Origin of the sequence: Faecalibacterium sp. An77 (assembly GCF_002161315.1) — a bacterium.
GTDB lineage: Bacteria > Bacillota > Clostridia > Oscillospirales > Ruminococcaceae > Faecalibacterium.
Genome location: NZ_NFHK01000006.1, coordinates 60,585 through 73,789, shown reverse-complemented (window position 1 = coordinate 73,789; position 13,205 = coordinate 60,585). Strand labels below are relative to the sequence as shown.

Genomic DNA, 13,205 nt, shown 5'->3' with positions numbered 1-13,205 from the left:
CAACAACGTAACAACAACCGAGCGCACTCGACATCTTATCCGATCAGAGATACAGCATCTCTTTGGTGTATTGCGATACACGATCCTCCGATGAGACGGTATTCTGTTTTTGTTCTCCGGGCGGGAACGCCCTCATTATAACGGATCTAATAAAAAAGTCAAGCCCCCCTGCAAAGGGGCGTCAATATGGCGTTTTGGGACGGTGTGTGTTATAGTATAAGAGATACGCCCGCGGGGCGCGCAAACCGATGGAGGGGGAAGAAAAATGTCCATTGAAAAAGTCAAAGCCTATTTTAAAACCTGCGGCATGGAGGACCGGGTGCTGGAGTTTCCGGTGTCCAGCGCCACGGTGGAACTGGCCGCCCAGGCGGTGGGCTGTGAGCCGGGCCGGATCGCCAAGACCCTGTCCTTTATGGTGAACGAGGGGCCGGTGCTGATTGTGGCCGCGGGAGACGCCAAGATCGACAACCACAAGTACAAACAGCAGTTTGGCACCAAGGCCAAAATGCTGACCGCCGACGAGGCCGCCCGGCTCATCGGCCACGCGGTGGGCGGAGTCTGCCCCTTTGCGGTGAACCCGGGGGTGACGGTGTATCTGGACGCCTCCCTCAAACGGTTTGAGACGGTGTTCCCCGCCTGCGGCAGCAGCAATTCCGCCATTGAGCTGACCATCCCCGAGCTGGAAAAGCACTCGGGATATACGGCCTGGGTGGACGTCTGTAAAAATTGGGAACAGCCCGCCCAGGGCTGACAAGCGTATTTTCGAGCAGAGAGGAGGCAGGATATGGTTACAGTCACCTTGCTGGGCACCGCGGCCACCATGCCGCTGCCCGACCGGGCCCTGACCGCGGCCCTTTTGTCCTGGGGCGGCCACAGTCTGCTGCTGGACTGCGGCGAGGGCACCCAGGCCGCCGCCGTGAAAGCCGGGGTGAGCCTTTCCAAACTGGAGGCCATTTGTCTGACCCATTACCATGGAGATCATGTGTTCGGTCTGCCGGGCCTGATGCAGACCATCGGATGCCAGGGCCGCACCGCGCCCCTGCTTCTGACGGGGCCCAAGGGCCTGGAATCCTTCTGGAGCGTGATGCGGGTGCTGGCGGGGCCGCTGCCCTATCCGGTGGTGCTGGCCGACGCGGGCGAACAGCCCCTCTGGTTTGAGGGCGGGGCGGAATTGTCCGCCATTCCCACCCGGCACCGGGTGCCCAGCCAGGGCTATGCCTTTTATCTGCCCCGGGCCGGCCGGTTTGACCCCGAAAAGGCCCGGGCCCTGGGGGTTCCCATGCAGGAATGGAAGCGGCTGCAGAAAGGGGAGGCGGTGGAGGCTCTGGGCCGCACCGTCCAGCCCCAGGAAGTTTGTGGCCCCGCCCGGCGGGGAATCCGGGTGGTGTTCTCGGGGGATACCGCGCCCTGTCCCGCGCTGGAAGCGGCGGCCCGGGATGCGGACCTGCTGGTCTGCGACGCCACCTACGCCGAGGAAGAACAGGCCGGCGAGGCCGCCAAGTATGGTCACAGCACCTTTTCCCAGAGCGCGGGCCTGGCGGCCCGGGCCGGGGCCCGGCGGCTGTGGCTGGCCCATTACTCCCCCCGCATCAAGGAGCCGGAGGAATTCCTGCCCCTGGCGCGGGCTATCTGCCCGGCGGCGGAATGCGGCTTTGACGGCAAGGCCGTCAACCTGCACTTTGAGGAGGCGTGAAATGACCATTGCAATGGACCCCGGTGCGGCTGCCGTTCTGGCAGCACTGCACAGGGCGGGGTATCAGGGCTATCTGGTGGGGGGCTGCGTCCGGGACAGTCTGGCGGGGCGGACGCCCCATGACTGGGACATCTGCACCAGCGCCAGGCCGCAGCAGGTGCTGGAACTCTTTGGGGAGGAACAGTGCATCCCTACCGGCCTGCAGCACGGCACCGTCACCGTCAAACAGGGCGGCGGCTTTTATGAGGTCACCACTTTCCGGGTGGAGGAGGGCTATTCGGATGGCCGCCACCCCGACCGGGTGAACTTTGTGGCGGATGTGCGGGAGGACCTGGCCCGGCGGGATTTCACCATCAACGCCATGGCCTACAACGACGCCGAGGGTCTGGTGGACCCCTTCGGCGGCCGGGAGGACCTGCTGGTCCGCCATGTGGTGCGGGCGGTGGGGGACCCGGCCCGCCGGTTTGAGGAGGACGGTCTGCGAATTCTACGGCTATACCGGTTTGGGGCCAAAGAGGCTCTGGACCTGGACCCGGCCACCGCCCGGGCCGCCCTGCAGGAGCGGACCCGGCTGGACTGCGTCTCGGCCGAGCGCATAGGACAGGAGCTGTACAAACTGCTCTCGGCCCCCAAACCCGCCCGGTGGATGCCGCCCGAAATTCTGGAACAGATTCTGCCCGGGCTGGACTGCGCCCGGCAGCCGGAGCGGTACGCCGAAAGCCTCCGGGTGGTGGATGCCCTGATGCCTGACCCGCTGGCCCGGCTGGCGGCTCTGCTGGCCCCGGCAGGAGCCGGGACAGCCTGCGACGCGGTGGCCCGGCTGCGGTGTTCCGGAGCGCAGGCAAAGGAAGTCTGCACCCTGGTGCAGGAGAGCGGTTTGACCCTCAGCGGGGACAGCCCCCGGCTTCAGGCCCGGCGTCTGCTGGCCCGGCTGGAGCCGGACACTGTCCGGCGATTGCTGGCACTGCGGCAGGCCCAGACCGGGCAGGCGGCCTTTGGAGAGACCGCCCGGGCCGCCGAGACCCTGCTGGAAGAAGGGGCCTGCTGCCGGGTGAGTCAGCTGGCCGTCACCGGCCGGGATCTGCTGGACCTGGGGGTGAAGCCGGGGCCCATGGTGGGCCGCCTGCTGGCCGAGGCCCTGGACCAGGTGATCGAAGAAACCATACCCAATCATCGCGCCGCCCTGCTGGGCTGGCTCAAGGAGAACCATAGTTTATGACAGATACGACAAGAGAACAGTACTCCCGCACCCGGCTGCTGCTGGGTCAGGCGGGATTGGATCAGCTTCGCCGAGCCCGTGTGGCCGTCTTTGGCGTGGGCGGCGTGGGCGGCTATGTGGTGGAAGCCCTGGCCCGCAGCGGCGTGGGAGCTCTGGACCTGATCGACGACGACAAGGTCTGCCTGAGCAACCTGAACCGACAGATCATTGCCACCCGCTCCACCCTGGGTCAGTATAAGGTGGACGCCGCGGCGGCCCGCATCCGGGACATTGACCCCGATATCCAGGTGCGCACCTACAAGACCTTTTACACCCCCGAGACGGCGGATCAGTTCGATTTCACCCAGTACAGCTATGTGGTGGACGCCATCGACACGGTGACCGGCAAGCTGGCCCTGGTGATGCAGGCCCAGGCCGCCGGCGTCCCCATCATCTGCTCCATGGGGGCGGGCAACAAGCTGGACCCCTCCCGCTTTGAGGTGGCGGACATCTACGACACCTCGGTCTGCCCGCTGGCCCGGGTGATGCGGAATGAATGCCGCAAACGGGGAGTCAAACACCTCAAAGTAGTCTATTCCAAAGAGCCGGCCCTTGCCCCGCGGATGGAGGAAATGGAGCCGGAAACCACCGCAGAGCCCACCGCCCGGCCCGGCGCGCCCAAAAAGCGGGCCCCGGGTTCCCTGGCCTTTGTGCCGTCGGCGGCGGGGCTGATTCTGGCCGGCGAGGTCATCTGCGACCTGACCGGCTGCCGCAACGGGTGAGGAAGCCCAATAAGGGAGGAAGACATGAAGTACAAACTGTTATCCAGCGATTACGACAACACCCTGGTTCCCTTTGGGGAAAAGCGGCCCCGCCCTGCGGTGGAGGCCGCCGTCCAGAAGATGCAGGCTGCCGGCGGAAAATTCGTTCTGAGCACCGGCCGGGCCTGGCCCGCCATCAAGACCCCCGGCCAGCTGGGGGCCATCCGCTTTGACTATGCCATCACCTGCAACGGCGCCTATGTGGTGGACCGCAATGGCGCTTCGGTCTACGAGCGGCCCCTCATCCCCGAGGAAATGTATGCCCTGGTGGACTTCTGCGAGGACTACGACTATCTGCTGCAGTTCAACTTCCGGGATGCCTATTATGCCTACTGCGGCTATGAGGGCCTGCGCAGCCGGTATGAGCGGATGGGAAGCCCCGGCCTTGCCTGTGTGGACGGCGAGGACCAGGACCGCCACCTGATCGATATGCCCCACGCTGCCTTTATGGTGGCTCCCGAGGAGGCCGTGGAGGCCTTCCAGAAGAAGTACGGCCACCTGAACCTGCATTTCATGCGGGTAGGCGGCCGGGATGAAATGGGCTGGTGCTGCTACGACATCGTCCGGGAAGGGGTGGACAAGGGCACCGGCCTGGCAGGTCTGTGCGAGGCTATGGGCATCACCCTGGAGGAGACGGTGGCCGCCGGCGACTCGGCCAATGATATCGGGATGCTGCGGGCCGCCGGCCTGGGCTGCTGCATGGACAACGGCAGCCCCGACGCCAAGGCAGCCGCCGACCGGATCATCGGCGACGTGCGGGAGGACGGCCTGGCCGACCTCATCGAGGAGCTGTGGTTCGACGGGCCCCGGGCAGAGCCCTCCGGCCGGGACCTGGGCTCGGCCTGGGGAGGCGCGTTCAAGGGATGAGCTTTCCTCCGGTTTACGGCCCCCATAGCAGGGCCCTGATCCTGGGCAGCTGGCCCAGCCCCAAGAGCTGGGCTATGGGCTTTTACTATGGCCACCCCAACAACCGGTTCTGGCCGCTGCTGGCCAGTCTCACCGGTGAGGCCGTCCCGGCCCGGGAGGACATCGAGGCCAAGCGGGGGCTGATTCTGCGGCATAACCTGGCCCTTTGGGACGTGCTGGCCAGCTGCACCATCGAGGGGGCGTCGGATGCCTCCATCCGGGACGCCGTGCCGGAGGACATCACCGCCCTTCTGGCCAAAGCCCCCATCGAGGCGGTGTTCTGCAACGGCGCCGCCGCTCATAAACTCTACACCCAATACATGCAGCCGGTCAGCGGGATTCCGGCCGTCCGGCTGCCCAGCACCAGCCCCGCCAATGCCGCCTGGCAGATGGACCGTCTGCGGGAGGCCTGGGGCAAGGCGCTGGGGCCCTACCTGCGGTGAAAAAAGAAAGATAAAATCATTTCCAAGCTGTAAATTCTTGACCCAAACCCTTGCGTTTTTGTTAAAAGGCTTTATTATTAGGGTATGAACAGCGTTTTTTAGCCCGAAGGAGATACGACCATGAGTAAAATCATCCGCACCGAAAAGCCCAGCGTCCTGCCCTTTTATGCGGCAGCGGCAGCAGGGCTTGTGCTGTGCATTGTCCTGCCGGTGTATAAACTCTGGGCGCTGGCGGTGATGCTGGTGGGGGCTGCGGCGGCTTTTGCCGCAGCCAGCCGGGTCTGCCCGCCGCAGGTGATCGAGCGGGAAGTGCCCTTCCACACCGGCAGCGGAGACGTGGACCAGATGCTCACCGACATCCAGCAAAAGCTGGATACCCTCCACGCCCTGAACGACGCTCTGCCCGATCCCCAGATGTCGGCGGCCATGGACCGGATGGAACGGGCCGGCCGCTCCATCATCGAGGTGGTGGAATCGAACCCCGCCAAGGCGAAGCAGATCCGCCGCTTTGCCAACTACTATCTGCCCGACGCGGTCCATGTGCTGGAACAGTATGCCGCCATGGCCCGGCAGGGGGTGCGGGGTGAAAACGCAGCGTCGGTCCGCACCGAAGTGGAGCGGAACGTGGGGGTCATTGCCACGGCGTTTGAGCATCAGCTGGACGCCCTGTATGCCTCCGAGAGCATGGACCTGTCGGCCGACCTGGCAGTCCTGGAGACGCTGATGAAAAACCAGGGATTGTAAAACCCGCCAACCCGCCCTCAGCGGTATCCCCCGCGGCTGTGCCGCTGCCCCCGGTCGGGGGCCGGTACCATGGGCGGCGTGCTCTGAAAAAGGGGATGCGGAGGTACCGCATGGTTTAGAGGAGTCCCCCCTCTGTCGCCTGCGGCGACAGCTCCCCCGCTGGGGGAGCGGACCGTGCACAAAGCCCCCGCCTGTGTTTGCCCCGTGGGTCCATAAACATCGAATGTATGTCCGCTGCAACAGCTGAGAACCATACGATTGCGGTATGATTTTGAGAAAGGATGAATCTTGCTATGGCTGACAACAACTCTCTGAACTTTGACTTCGACATGCCCGCCGCCCCCAGCCTGACCCTGGACCCCACCGGGGACCTGAGCGCCCCCGCGCCGGAGGAAGAAAAAAAGCCGGAACCGGAACAGAAGGAAGTCCGCCTGTCCCCTGAGGAACAGAAGATGGTGGATGACTTCGCGGCGAAAATCGACATCACCAACAGCCAGCAGGTCCTCCAGTATGGCGCCGCCAGCCAGAAAAAGATCGGCGACTTCTCCGAGGCGGCCCTGGCCAAGGTTTCCACCAAGGACCTGGGCGAAGTGGGCGGCATGATCACCGACCTCATCAGTGAACTCAAGAGCTTTGACGCCGCCGAGGAGGAAAAGGGGATTTTCGGCTTCTTCAAGAAAAAGCAGAACCAGCTGGAACAGATGAAAACCAAGTACAACAAGGTGGAGACCAACGTGGAGAGCATTCAGTCCATGCTGGAAAACCATCAGGTTCAGCTGCTCAAGGACATCGCCATGCTGGATAAGATGTATGAGCTGAACATGGCCTACTTCAAGGAACTGTCCATGTATATCCTGGCCGGCAAAAAGAAGCTGGCGGATGTGCGGACCGGTGAACTGCAGGCAGCCATGGACAAGGCCAAGCGCAGCGGCCTGCCCGAAGACGCCCAGTCGGCCCGTGACCTGGCCGACCAGTGTGAGCGGTTTGAGAAAAAGCTCTATGACCTGGAGCTGACCCGGAACATCAGCCTGCAGATGGGCCCCCAGATTCGCCTGCTGCAGAACAACAATACCATGATGGCCGAGAAGATTCAGTCCACCATCGTGAACACCATTCCCCTGTGGAAGAACCAGATGGTGCTGGCTCTGGGTCTGGCCCACAGCCAGCAGGCCATGGAGGCTGAGCGGGCTGTCACCAATATGACCAACGACCTGCTCAAGAAGAATGCCGAGGCCCTCAAGCTGGGCACCATCGAGACGGCCAAAGAGAGCCAGCGGGGCGTGGTGGATATCGAGACCCTGCAGCAGACCAACAAGAGCCTGATCGAGACCCTGGACGAACTGAACAAGATCCAGACCGAGGGCCGCAGCAAGCGTCAGGCCGCCGAGCAGGAGCTGACCCGCATCGAGGACGAGCTGAAACAGAAGATGATGGAGATCCGCAGCTGATATGGCAAACGCAGATTTTGAACCGAAAAAGGCGGCGTCCGGAGGCTTTGACGCGTCCAGCTACCGCACAGTGGAACAGGACGCGCCGTCCCGCAGCCTGACGCCCTTTCAGAAAAAGCTGGCCGGCCTGGAAAAGGCCCTGCCGGGTGTTCTGCGCACCCGGGCGGCGGCTCTGCTGCTGGCGTTGGTGATTGTGGCGGGGTCTGCCGTCGGCGTGGGCGGCTTCAAGCTGCGCAGCCGCTACAACGAGGCCAGGAGCTGGTATACCGTCGGCGTGGCCGCCGACAACGGCTACACCCTCAGCGATGAGCTGAACGAGCGGGCCTATACCGCAGCCAATGTCATCACCACCGCCCTCAACACCCCGGGCCTGGGAGCCGACAGCGCCGCTGTGACGGCGGCTCAGCAGGCTCTGGATGCCTTTGAGGACTGTCAGGAACGGGTGGCCCAGGGAACCGCAGGGATGGGGGAGATGTACGACGCCGACGAGGCGCTGGACTCGGCCATCAACCTGCTGTATGGCGAAATGCAGGCCCTGGCGGATGATCCCCTGAACATGGGCGCCGTCCAGACCCAATACGGCCGCTTCAACAGCGCCGGCACCGTCCTGGGCAGCCTGCACTACAACGAAGCAATCACCGCGTACCAAAACGACACCGACGGTTTCCCGGCAAGCCTGCTCAAGGGGCTGTTCGGTGTGAAAGAACTGGAGGTGTTTGGATGATCCATCTTTGGAAAAAGATTGCCGCCGGCACAGCCGCCCTTGCGGTGGCCGTGGCGGTGGTGGCGGTTCCGGCTTCGGCCGCCGTCACCCTGCCCAGCCTGCCGGCTGATCAGTGCGTGGTGGATGACGCCGGCGTCCTGTCGGAGTCCACCACCGCCTATATGAACGAGCTGAACGGCAAGCTGGAGGCCAACTGCGATGGCGCACAGATCGGCGTCCTGACCGTCCAGTACACCGGCAGCGCCTCCACCGAGGAATATGCGCTGGAGGCCTTCAACACCTGGGGCATCGGCGACAAGAGCGAAAACAACGGCGTTTTGATCCTGCTGGTGATGGAGTCGCCCCTCTATGCCGACGGCGACTACTATGTGACCTACGGCGACGGGTTCCGCAACAGCACCCTGGACCGTCAGGCCAGCACCCTGGCCCAGACCATGGAATATGATTTCGTGGCCAAAGACTACGATGCGGCCATCGAGACCTGTGCCTCTGCCGTCGCCAACACCATCGCCGACATCTACGGCGTGGATCTGAACAGCGGGGAAGCCGTGCCCCAGTCGGGCGGTTTCGTCAACGTGGGCGCCATCGTCATCGCCCTGGCCCTGCTGGTGGTCATGGTGATTCTGGTCTTTGGACCCCTGCTGAACAGCATGTTCCCCTTCTGCTTTGGTTTTGGTCTGGGCAGCGCGTTCCGCGGGCCCCGCTATTACCACCACTACCATCATCACATGCCCCCGCCTCCTCCGCCCCGTGGTCCTCGCGGACCCCGCGGGCCCCGTCCGCCCTATGGCGGCGGATTCGGGGGAGGATTCGGCGGCGGTGGTTTTGGAGGCGGCGGCTTCGGCGGCATGGGCGGCGGTTCCAGCCATGGCGGCGGCGGTGGCCGTGGCCGCTGACTTACTTTTCTAGAAGAAAAGTAAGCAAAAGACTTTTCACTGTGTACCATGCAGTTTCCGGGTCTCCGAAGGCTCCACGGGGCCTTTACGCTTCGGCTCGCTCCCGGCGTTTGGGCCTGCGGCCCGGTACAATGCAAACTCCCTCATAGCCCGGTTTATCCTTCTTACAGGGTACGGTATACTCTGGCCGAGCATAGGTCTGAATTTTTAAGCGGATTGTGTCCGGCGCAGAAAATTTGGCTAAGTGCAAGAGGTCTCACCTGGTACCGACAACTACTGTAATCCTCACCGGGCCCTGCTGACAATCAGGTTCCAGCCGCTTTACAAGGTTCCCGGCCTGCGGCCTGCTTCAATGAGAAGTCTGGCTGCTGGCGGAGAAAAGGGCGCCTGGATCGGCACAAAAGCAAAAAGAAAAACCCCGTTCTGCACAACTGCAGAGCGGGGTTTTGTGGTCTTTGGGGGAAGGGGTTTACTTGGTGCCGTAGATACGGTCGCCGGCGTCGCCCAGGCCGGGGACGATATAGCCCTTCTGATCCAGGTACTCATCCAGGGCGCCCAGGTAGATCTGGACGTCGGGGTGAGCGGTGCGCAGAGCCTCCACGCCTTCGGGAGCGCCGATCAGGCCGATGAACTTGATGTGCTTGGCGCCGCGCTTCTTAATCATGGTGATAGCGTCCACAGCGCTGCCGCCGGTGGCCAGCATGGGGTCCAGAACCAGGACGTCGCGCTCGCTGATATCGGTGGGCAGCTTGCAGAAGTATTCCACAGGCTGGAGGGTCTCCTCATTGCGGTACAGGCCGATGAAGCCCACCTTGGCGGCGGGGATCAGGGTCAGCATGCCGTCCAGCATGCCCATGCCGGCCCGCAGGATGGGGACCAGAGCCAGCTTGCGGCCTGCCAGGACCTTGGTCTTGGCCATGGTGATGGGGGTCTCGATCTGGACTTCTTCCAGCGGCAGGTCGCGGGTGGCCTCATAGCACAGCAGGGTGGCGATTTCGCCCACCAGGTCGCGGAATTCCTTGGTGCCGGTCTGCTTGTTGCGCAGCAGGCTGATCTTGTGCTGCAGCAGGGGATGCTCAACGATCATCGGGTTCATAAATACACTCTCCTTTAAAAGGTTTGGTACAGAGGATGTTGGGTCCGCTCAGCGCTGCTCCAGCGCCATCAGCTTTTCGATGCGGCGGTTGTGCCGGCCGCCCTCAAAGGGGGTGGACAGGAACAGATCCACCAGCTGGCAGGCCAGGCCGGGGCCCACCACACGGCCGCCCATGCACAGGGCGTTGGCGTCGTTGTGGCGGCGGGTATACTCGCAGCTGAAGCTGTCCGAGCAGCAGCAGGCACGGATGCCCTTGACCTTGTTGGCGGCCATGCTGATGCCCACGCCGGTGCCGCAGAACAGCAGCGCCTTGTCGCACTGGCCCGAGACCACGGCGTCGCAGGCGGGGACGGCCATATCGGGATAGTCCACGCTGTCGGTGCTGTGGGTGCCGAAATCAATGTAGGGGATGCCGGCCTCGTCCAGATGGGCGCGGACCGCTTCTTTCAGCTCAAAGCCGCCGTGATCGGCAGCGAGCGCGATGGGTTTTGCCATGAAAAATACCTCACTCACTCTTGTTCAGTTTGGGCAGCGGCCAGGCGTTCGGCGCGTTCCCGCTCGGCCTGGCTGAGCCGATGATAGTCGGGCAGCAGGGCCGCCGGCGGGACGGTAAGGCCGGCCTCGGCCATCCGCTGGGCGGTCAGGGCCACCCCTGCTCCGTGCCCGCCCCGCAGGGCAGGGGGAACAGGCAGGACGCCTTCCGCCTCACTGTAAATATTATAACACAGATGGGCCCCGTCACCAACAAAAAATAGGGGCTTTTTGCAGCTTTTTACAAAATCCTCAAGGCTGGCGGCGGCCCGGGCGTCGTCCTCCATCAGGCGGGCGTGGGTTTCCAGGTCAAAGGCGGCGCAATAGACCTGCCCGCGCCGGGCGTCCAGGGCACAGAGAACCGTTCCCACGCCGGCATGGCAGGCGGCCAGGGCTTCCAGGGTGGAGACCGGGGCGCAGGGGGTCTGGCGGGGCAGGGCCAGGCCCTTGACGGCGGCCAGGCCGATCCGCAGGCCGGTAAAGCTGCCCGGTCCGGCGTTGACGCCGTACAGGTCAATGTCGGCGCAGCTCATCCCGCAGGTTTTCAGACAGGTGTCGATCATGGGCAGCAGGGTCTCGCTGTGGGTCAGGCCGCCGTCCAGAAAGGCTTCGTACAGCAGGCGGCCGTCCTTCATCAGGGAGACGCTGGCGGTCTTGCCCGCGGTGTCTACGGCAAGGATATTCATAGCTGCACCCCCTCAATGGTGATCCGGCGGGTGGTGGGGTCCAGCGGCTGGATGTCCACCCGGACGGGATTTTCCTGGTCCAGCAGAGGGGCCAGGTTTTCGCTCCACTCCGCCGCCACAATGGCGCCCTGGTCCAGATAATCGTAGAAGCCGGCGGCGGCCAGGTCGTTTTCGGTGTGGATGCGGTAGAGGTCGAAATGGGCCATGGGGCGGGGGCCCCGGTAATAGTTGACAATCGCAAAGGTGGGGCTGCTGACCGGGTCGGTGCAGCCCAGGCCTTCGGCCAGGCCGCGGCAGAAGGCGGTTTTGCCTGCGCCCAGCCCGCCGGTAAAGGCGATGATCGCCCCGTCGGGGAGGACACCGGCCAGGCGGCGGCCCAGCGCGGCGGTCTCCTCGGGGGAGCGGGTGATGAATTCAGCCATGTTGTCACCTCAAAAACAAAGATGCAGCGGCCAGGCACAGCCGCTGCATCCAGTATAGTATAAATCGGCAAAAAGTGCAATCCGGTGCTGGGCGGCGGAAGGGCCGTCCCGCCCGGATGGCGGGGGGTTAGGCGGCTGCGCTGCCCTCATCCAGCGTGTAGAGGGTGGCCTGGTCGTTGCCGTGGACCAGGACAAAGGCCGCATAGCGGTGGGGCGAGGTGCCGCCCTGGGACAGGTACCAATAGACGTCGTCGGGGCCGTAGGTGGCAGCGGCGGAGTCCACAGCCTGCAGAATGTTCTTGCCCATAATCAGCTGGTTGACGGTGCCCCAGAGGATGTTGCGGGAATAGATGGTGTAGACGTTGTTCACAAAGCCCACCACCGCGCTGGCGCCGCCCTCCAGCAGCGCCTTGGACATGGCCAGATCCACCTGGTTGCTGCCGCCGAAGAACTCACAGGCCTCGGAGAACACCATGGTGCCGTTCAGCTGGCCGCCCCGGTAGGTGGAGGAGAAGAAGGAGGGGGTGATGCAGTAGACGCCGTTCACCTTGATGACCCGATGGGTCAGCAGGTCAAAGCCATACCGCAGGTCGTTCCAGAAAGAGGACTCCTCCCGCAGGATCAGGACGGGGGCAGTGGACAGGCGCGGGAACAGCCAGCCGGAATTGTAGGTGTAGTAGGCGCCGTGGGTGCTGAGGATGCACAGGTCGTAGTCGTCCATGTGCCTGAGGTCGTTGACGGTGACCTCGGTGTCTAGGGTGGTGCTCAGGCCCCACTTGGTCCAGTTTTCCTGCATCACAGTGTAGTTGGGGTAGCGGCTGGAATTGACGGTGTTGTCAAACGCATAGTAAATGATGGCGTTGCCCAGAGGAAGGGTGTCGTTCTGCTCGTCCAGAGGGCTGACGGCCAGCTCCTCGGGCATATCCAGCGGCAGCTGGACCAGGGTTTCGTCCTCTTCCTCCCAGTCGGTCAGCAGGATGCCGCCCAGAACACCGCAGTCGTAGGTGAAGGAGTACATCCCGTTTTCTTCATCGTAATAGATGGAGTCGGCCTGGATCAGGCCTTCCTCCGCCAGAGCGTCCAGCTGGGTCTGGGCGGCCTCCTGGCGCTGGTCCAGCTCCATTTCGGCGTAGGCATCGCTTTGGACCAGGGCTTCCACGGCGGCGTCCGCCTCCGCCATCTGGGCGGCGTCGGCCTGGGTCAGGGTTTCAGCGGTGCCGGAAGCAGCCGCTTGGTCGGCCGCAAAGGCGGCCGGGCTGGCCACGGTGACCAGCAAGGTAAGAGCACACACGGCGCACAAAACACGCTGTCCGAGGTGCGAACGATTCAAATTCATGTTCTGTCCTCCCAAATCAGGCGGGCCGGTCAATCCGGCCCTTCGGGATATTCAGGAATCATTTCCAAATATCTTGGTTCCATTGTAGATTCATCCAGAGTCTTTGTCAAGAATCGAACTTTGCTTTTGGGTTGTTTTTGCAAAGCTGTCACAGTTTGGCTGGGGGCCCGGCTTGAATGGGAGCGAAAAATGCGGTATACTGATAAAGAATCAACTTTTTTCGCCCTGTGCCGCTGCGCAGGGCCGCGCGGCGCAGTGCGC

15 protein-coding genes are annotated in these 13,205 nt (G+C 63.4%); 10 read left to right on the top strand and 5 right to left on the bottom strand.

The window, feature by feature from the left end:
• Positions 1-265 precede the first annotated feature (265 nt).
• The 10 genes from B5G28_RS04000 (at position 266) to B5G28_RS14640 (ending at position 8,873) form a co-directional block, all read left to right on the top strand.
• Positions 266-751, top strand: a complete 486-nt coding sequence (locus tag B5G28_RS04000) for a YbaK/EbsC family protein (RefSeq protein WP_087246427.1) — start codon at positions 266-268, stop codon at positions 749-751.
• A 33-nt stretch (positions 752-784) separates the two neighbouring features.
• The gene (locus tag B5G28_RS03995) at positions 785-1,693 is read left to right on the top strand and encodes a ribonuclease Z (RefSeq protein WP_087246426.1); all 909 of its coding nucleotides are present in this window, start codon (positions 785-787) and stop codon (positions 1,691-1,693) included.
• A gap of 1 nt (position 1,694) precedes the next feature.
• The gene (locus B5G28_RS03990) at positions 1,695-2,912 is read left to right on the top strand and encodes a tRNA nucleotidyltransferase (RefSeq protein ID WP_087246425.1); all 1,218 of its coding nucleotides are present in this window, start codon (positions 1,695-1,697) and stop codon (positions 2,910-2,912) included.
• Positions 2,909-3,673, top strand: coding sequence for a tRNA threonylcarbamoyladenosine dehydratase (locus B5G28_RS03985; RefSeq protein WP_087246424.1), 765 nt, complete (start codon positions 2,909-2,911; stop codon positions 3,671-3,673). Before B5G28_RS03990 ends, B5G28_RS03985 begins: the two co-directional genes overlap by 4 nt.
• Before the next feature lie 24 nt (positions 3,674-3,697).
• Positions 3,698-4,579: an HAD family hydrolase gene (locus tag B5G28_RS03980; protein ID WP_087246423.1), complete on the top strand. Its 882-nt coding sequence runs from the start codon at positions 3,698-3,700 to the stop codon at positions 4,577-4,579.
• Positions 4,576-5,061, top strand: a complete 486-nt coding sequence (locus B5G28_RS03975; protein WP_087246422.1) for a DNA-deoxyinosine glycosylase — start codon at positions 4,576-4,578, stop codon at positions 5,059-5,061. Before B5G28_RS03980 ends, B5G28_RS03975 begins: the two co-directional genes overlap by 4 nt.
• A gap of 120 nt (positions 5,062-5,181) precedes the next feature.
• Positions 5,182-5,805 (top strand): 5-bromo-4-chloroindolyl phosphate hydrolysis family protein, encoded by a 624-nt coding sequence (locus B5G28_RS03970; RefSeq protein ID WP_087246421.1) that lies wholly within the window; start codon positions 5,182-5,184, stop codon positions 5,803-5,805.
• A 293-nt stretch (positions 5,806-6,098) separates the two neighbouring features.
• Entirely contained in the window at positions 6,099-7,253 is a 1,155-nt protein-coding gene (locus B5G28_RS03965) for a toxic anion resistance protein (protein WP_087246420.1), read from the top strand.
• Between the two features lies 1 nt (position 7,254).
• A complete protein-coding gene (locus B5G28_RS03960; RefSeq protein ID WP_087246419.1) occupies positions 7,255-7,977 on the top strand; it encodes a hypothetical protein in 723 nt (240 codons plus the stop codon).
• Positions 7,974-8,873: a TPM domain-containing protein gene (locus B5G28_RS14640; protein ID WP_087246418.1), complete on the top strand. Its 900-nt coding sequence runs from the start codon at positions 7,974-7,976 to the stop codon at positions 8,871-8,873. Before B5G28_RS03960 ends, B5G28_RS14640 begins: the two co-directional genes overlap by 4 nt.
• 469 nt (positions 8,874-9,342) lie before the next feature.
• Here the strand turns inward: B5G28_RS14640 and upp are convergent, their stop codons facing one another.
• The 5 genes from upp to B5G28_RS03930 form a co-directional block, all read right to left on the bottom strand.
• The gene (gene upp / locus B5G28_RS03950; protein ID WP_087246417.1) at positions 9,343-9,969 is read right to left on the bottom strand and encodes a uracil phosphoribosyltransferase; all 627 of its coding nucleotides are present in this window, start codon (positions 9,967-9,969) and stop codon (positions 9,343-9,345) included.
• A gap of 48 nt (positions 9,970-10,017) precedes the next feature.
• Positions 10,018-10,464: a ribose 5-phosphate isomerase B gene (rpiB, locus tag B5G28_RS03945; protein ID WP_087246416.1), complete on the bottom strand. Its 447-nt coding sequence runs from the start codon at positions 10,462-10,464 to the stop codon at positions 10,018-10,020.
• 14 nt (positions 10,465-10,478) lie between these two features.
• Positions 10,479-11,186: a tRNA (adenosine(37)-N6)-threonylcarbamoyltransferase complex dimerization subunit type 1 TsaB gene (gene tsaB, locus B5G28_RS03940; RefSeq protein WP_087246415.1), complete on the bottom strand. Its 708-nt coding sequence runs from the start codon at positions 11,184-11,186 to the stop codon at positions 10,479-10,481.
• Entirely contained in the window at positions 11,183-11,608 is a 426-nt protein-coding gene (gene tsaE / locus B5G28_RS03935; RefSeq protein ID WP_087246414.1) for a tRNA (adenosine(37)-N6)-threonylcarbamoyltransferase complex ATPase subunit type 1 TsaE, read from the bottom strand. The genes tsaB and tsaE overlap by 4 nt, the downstream gene beginning before the upstream one ends.
• Before the next feature lie 127 nt (positions 11,609-11,735).
• The gene (locus B5G28_RS03930; RefSeq protein WP_144265469.1) at positions 11,736-12,944 is read right to left on the bottom strand and encodes a hypothetical protein; all 1,209 of its coding nucleotides are present in this window, start codon (positions 12,942-12,944) and stop codon (positions 11,736-11,738) included.
• Positions 12,945-13,205 lie beyond the last annotated feature (261 nt).

Coding starts and splice junctions, on each gene's coding strand:
- B5G28_RS04000 (WP_087246427.1), top strand. CDS start 266: ATGTCCATTGAAAAAGTCAAAGCCTATTTTAAAACCTGCGGCATGGAG.
- B5G28_RS03995 (WP_087246426.1), top strand. CDS start 785: ATGGTTACAGTCACCTTGCTGGGCACCGCGGCCACCATGCCGCTGCCC.
- B5G28_RS03990 (WP_087246425.1), top strand. CDS start 1,695: ATGACCATTGCAATGGACCCCGGTGCGGCTGCCGTTCTGGCAGCACTG.
- B5G28_RS03985 (WP_087246424.1), top strand. CDS start 2,909: ATGACAGATACGACAAGAGAACAGTACTCCCGCACCCGGCTGCTGCTG.
- B5G28_RS03980 (WP_087246423.1), top strand. CDS start 3,698: ATGAAGTACAAACTGTTATCCAGCGATTACGACAACACCCTGGTTCCC.
- B5G28_RS03975 (WP_087246422.1), top strand. CDS start 4,576: ATGAGCTTTCCTCCGGTTTACGGCCCCCATAGCAGGGCCCTGATCCTG.
- B5G28_RS03970 (WP_087246421.1), top strand. CDS start 5,182: ATGAGTAAAATCATCCGCACCGAAAAGCCCAGCGTCCTGCCCTTTTAT.
- B5G28_RS03965 (WP_087246420.1), top strand. CDS start 6,099: ATGGCTGACAACAACTCTCTGAACTTTGACTTCGACATGCCCGCCGCC.
- B5G28_RS03960 (WP_087246419.1), top strand. CDS start 7,255: ATGGCAAACGCAGATTTTGAACCGAAAAAGGCGGCGTCCGGAGGCTTT.
- B5G28_RS14640 (WP_087246418.1), top strand. CDS start 7,974: ATGATCCATCTTTGGAAAAAGATTGCCGCCGGCACAGCCGCCCTTGCG.
- upp (WP_087246417.1), bottom strand. CDS start 9,969: ATGAACCCGATGATCGTTGAGCATCCCCTGCTGCAGCACAAGATCAGC.
- rpiB (WP_087246416.1), bottom strand. CDS start 10,464: ATGGCAAAACCCATCGCGCTCGCTGCCGATCACGGCGGCTTTGAGCTG.
- tsaB (WP_087246415.1), bottom strand. CDS start 11,186: ATGAATATCCTTGCCGTAGACACCGCGGGCAAGACCGCCAGCGTCTCC.
- tsaE (WP_087246414.1), bottom strand. CDS start 11,608: ATGGCTGAATTCATCACCCGCTCCCCCGAGGAGACCGCCGCGCTGGGC.
- B5G28_RS03930 (WP_144265469.1), bottom strand. CDS start 12,944: ATGAATTTGAATCGTTCGCACCTCGGACAGCGTGTTTTGTGCGCCGTG.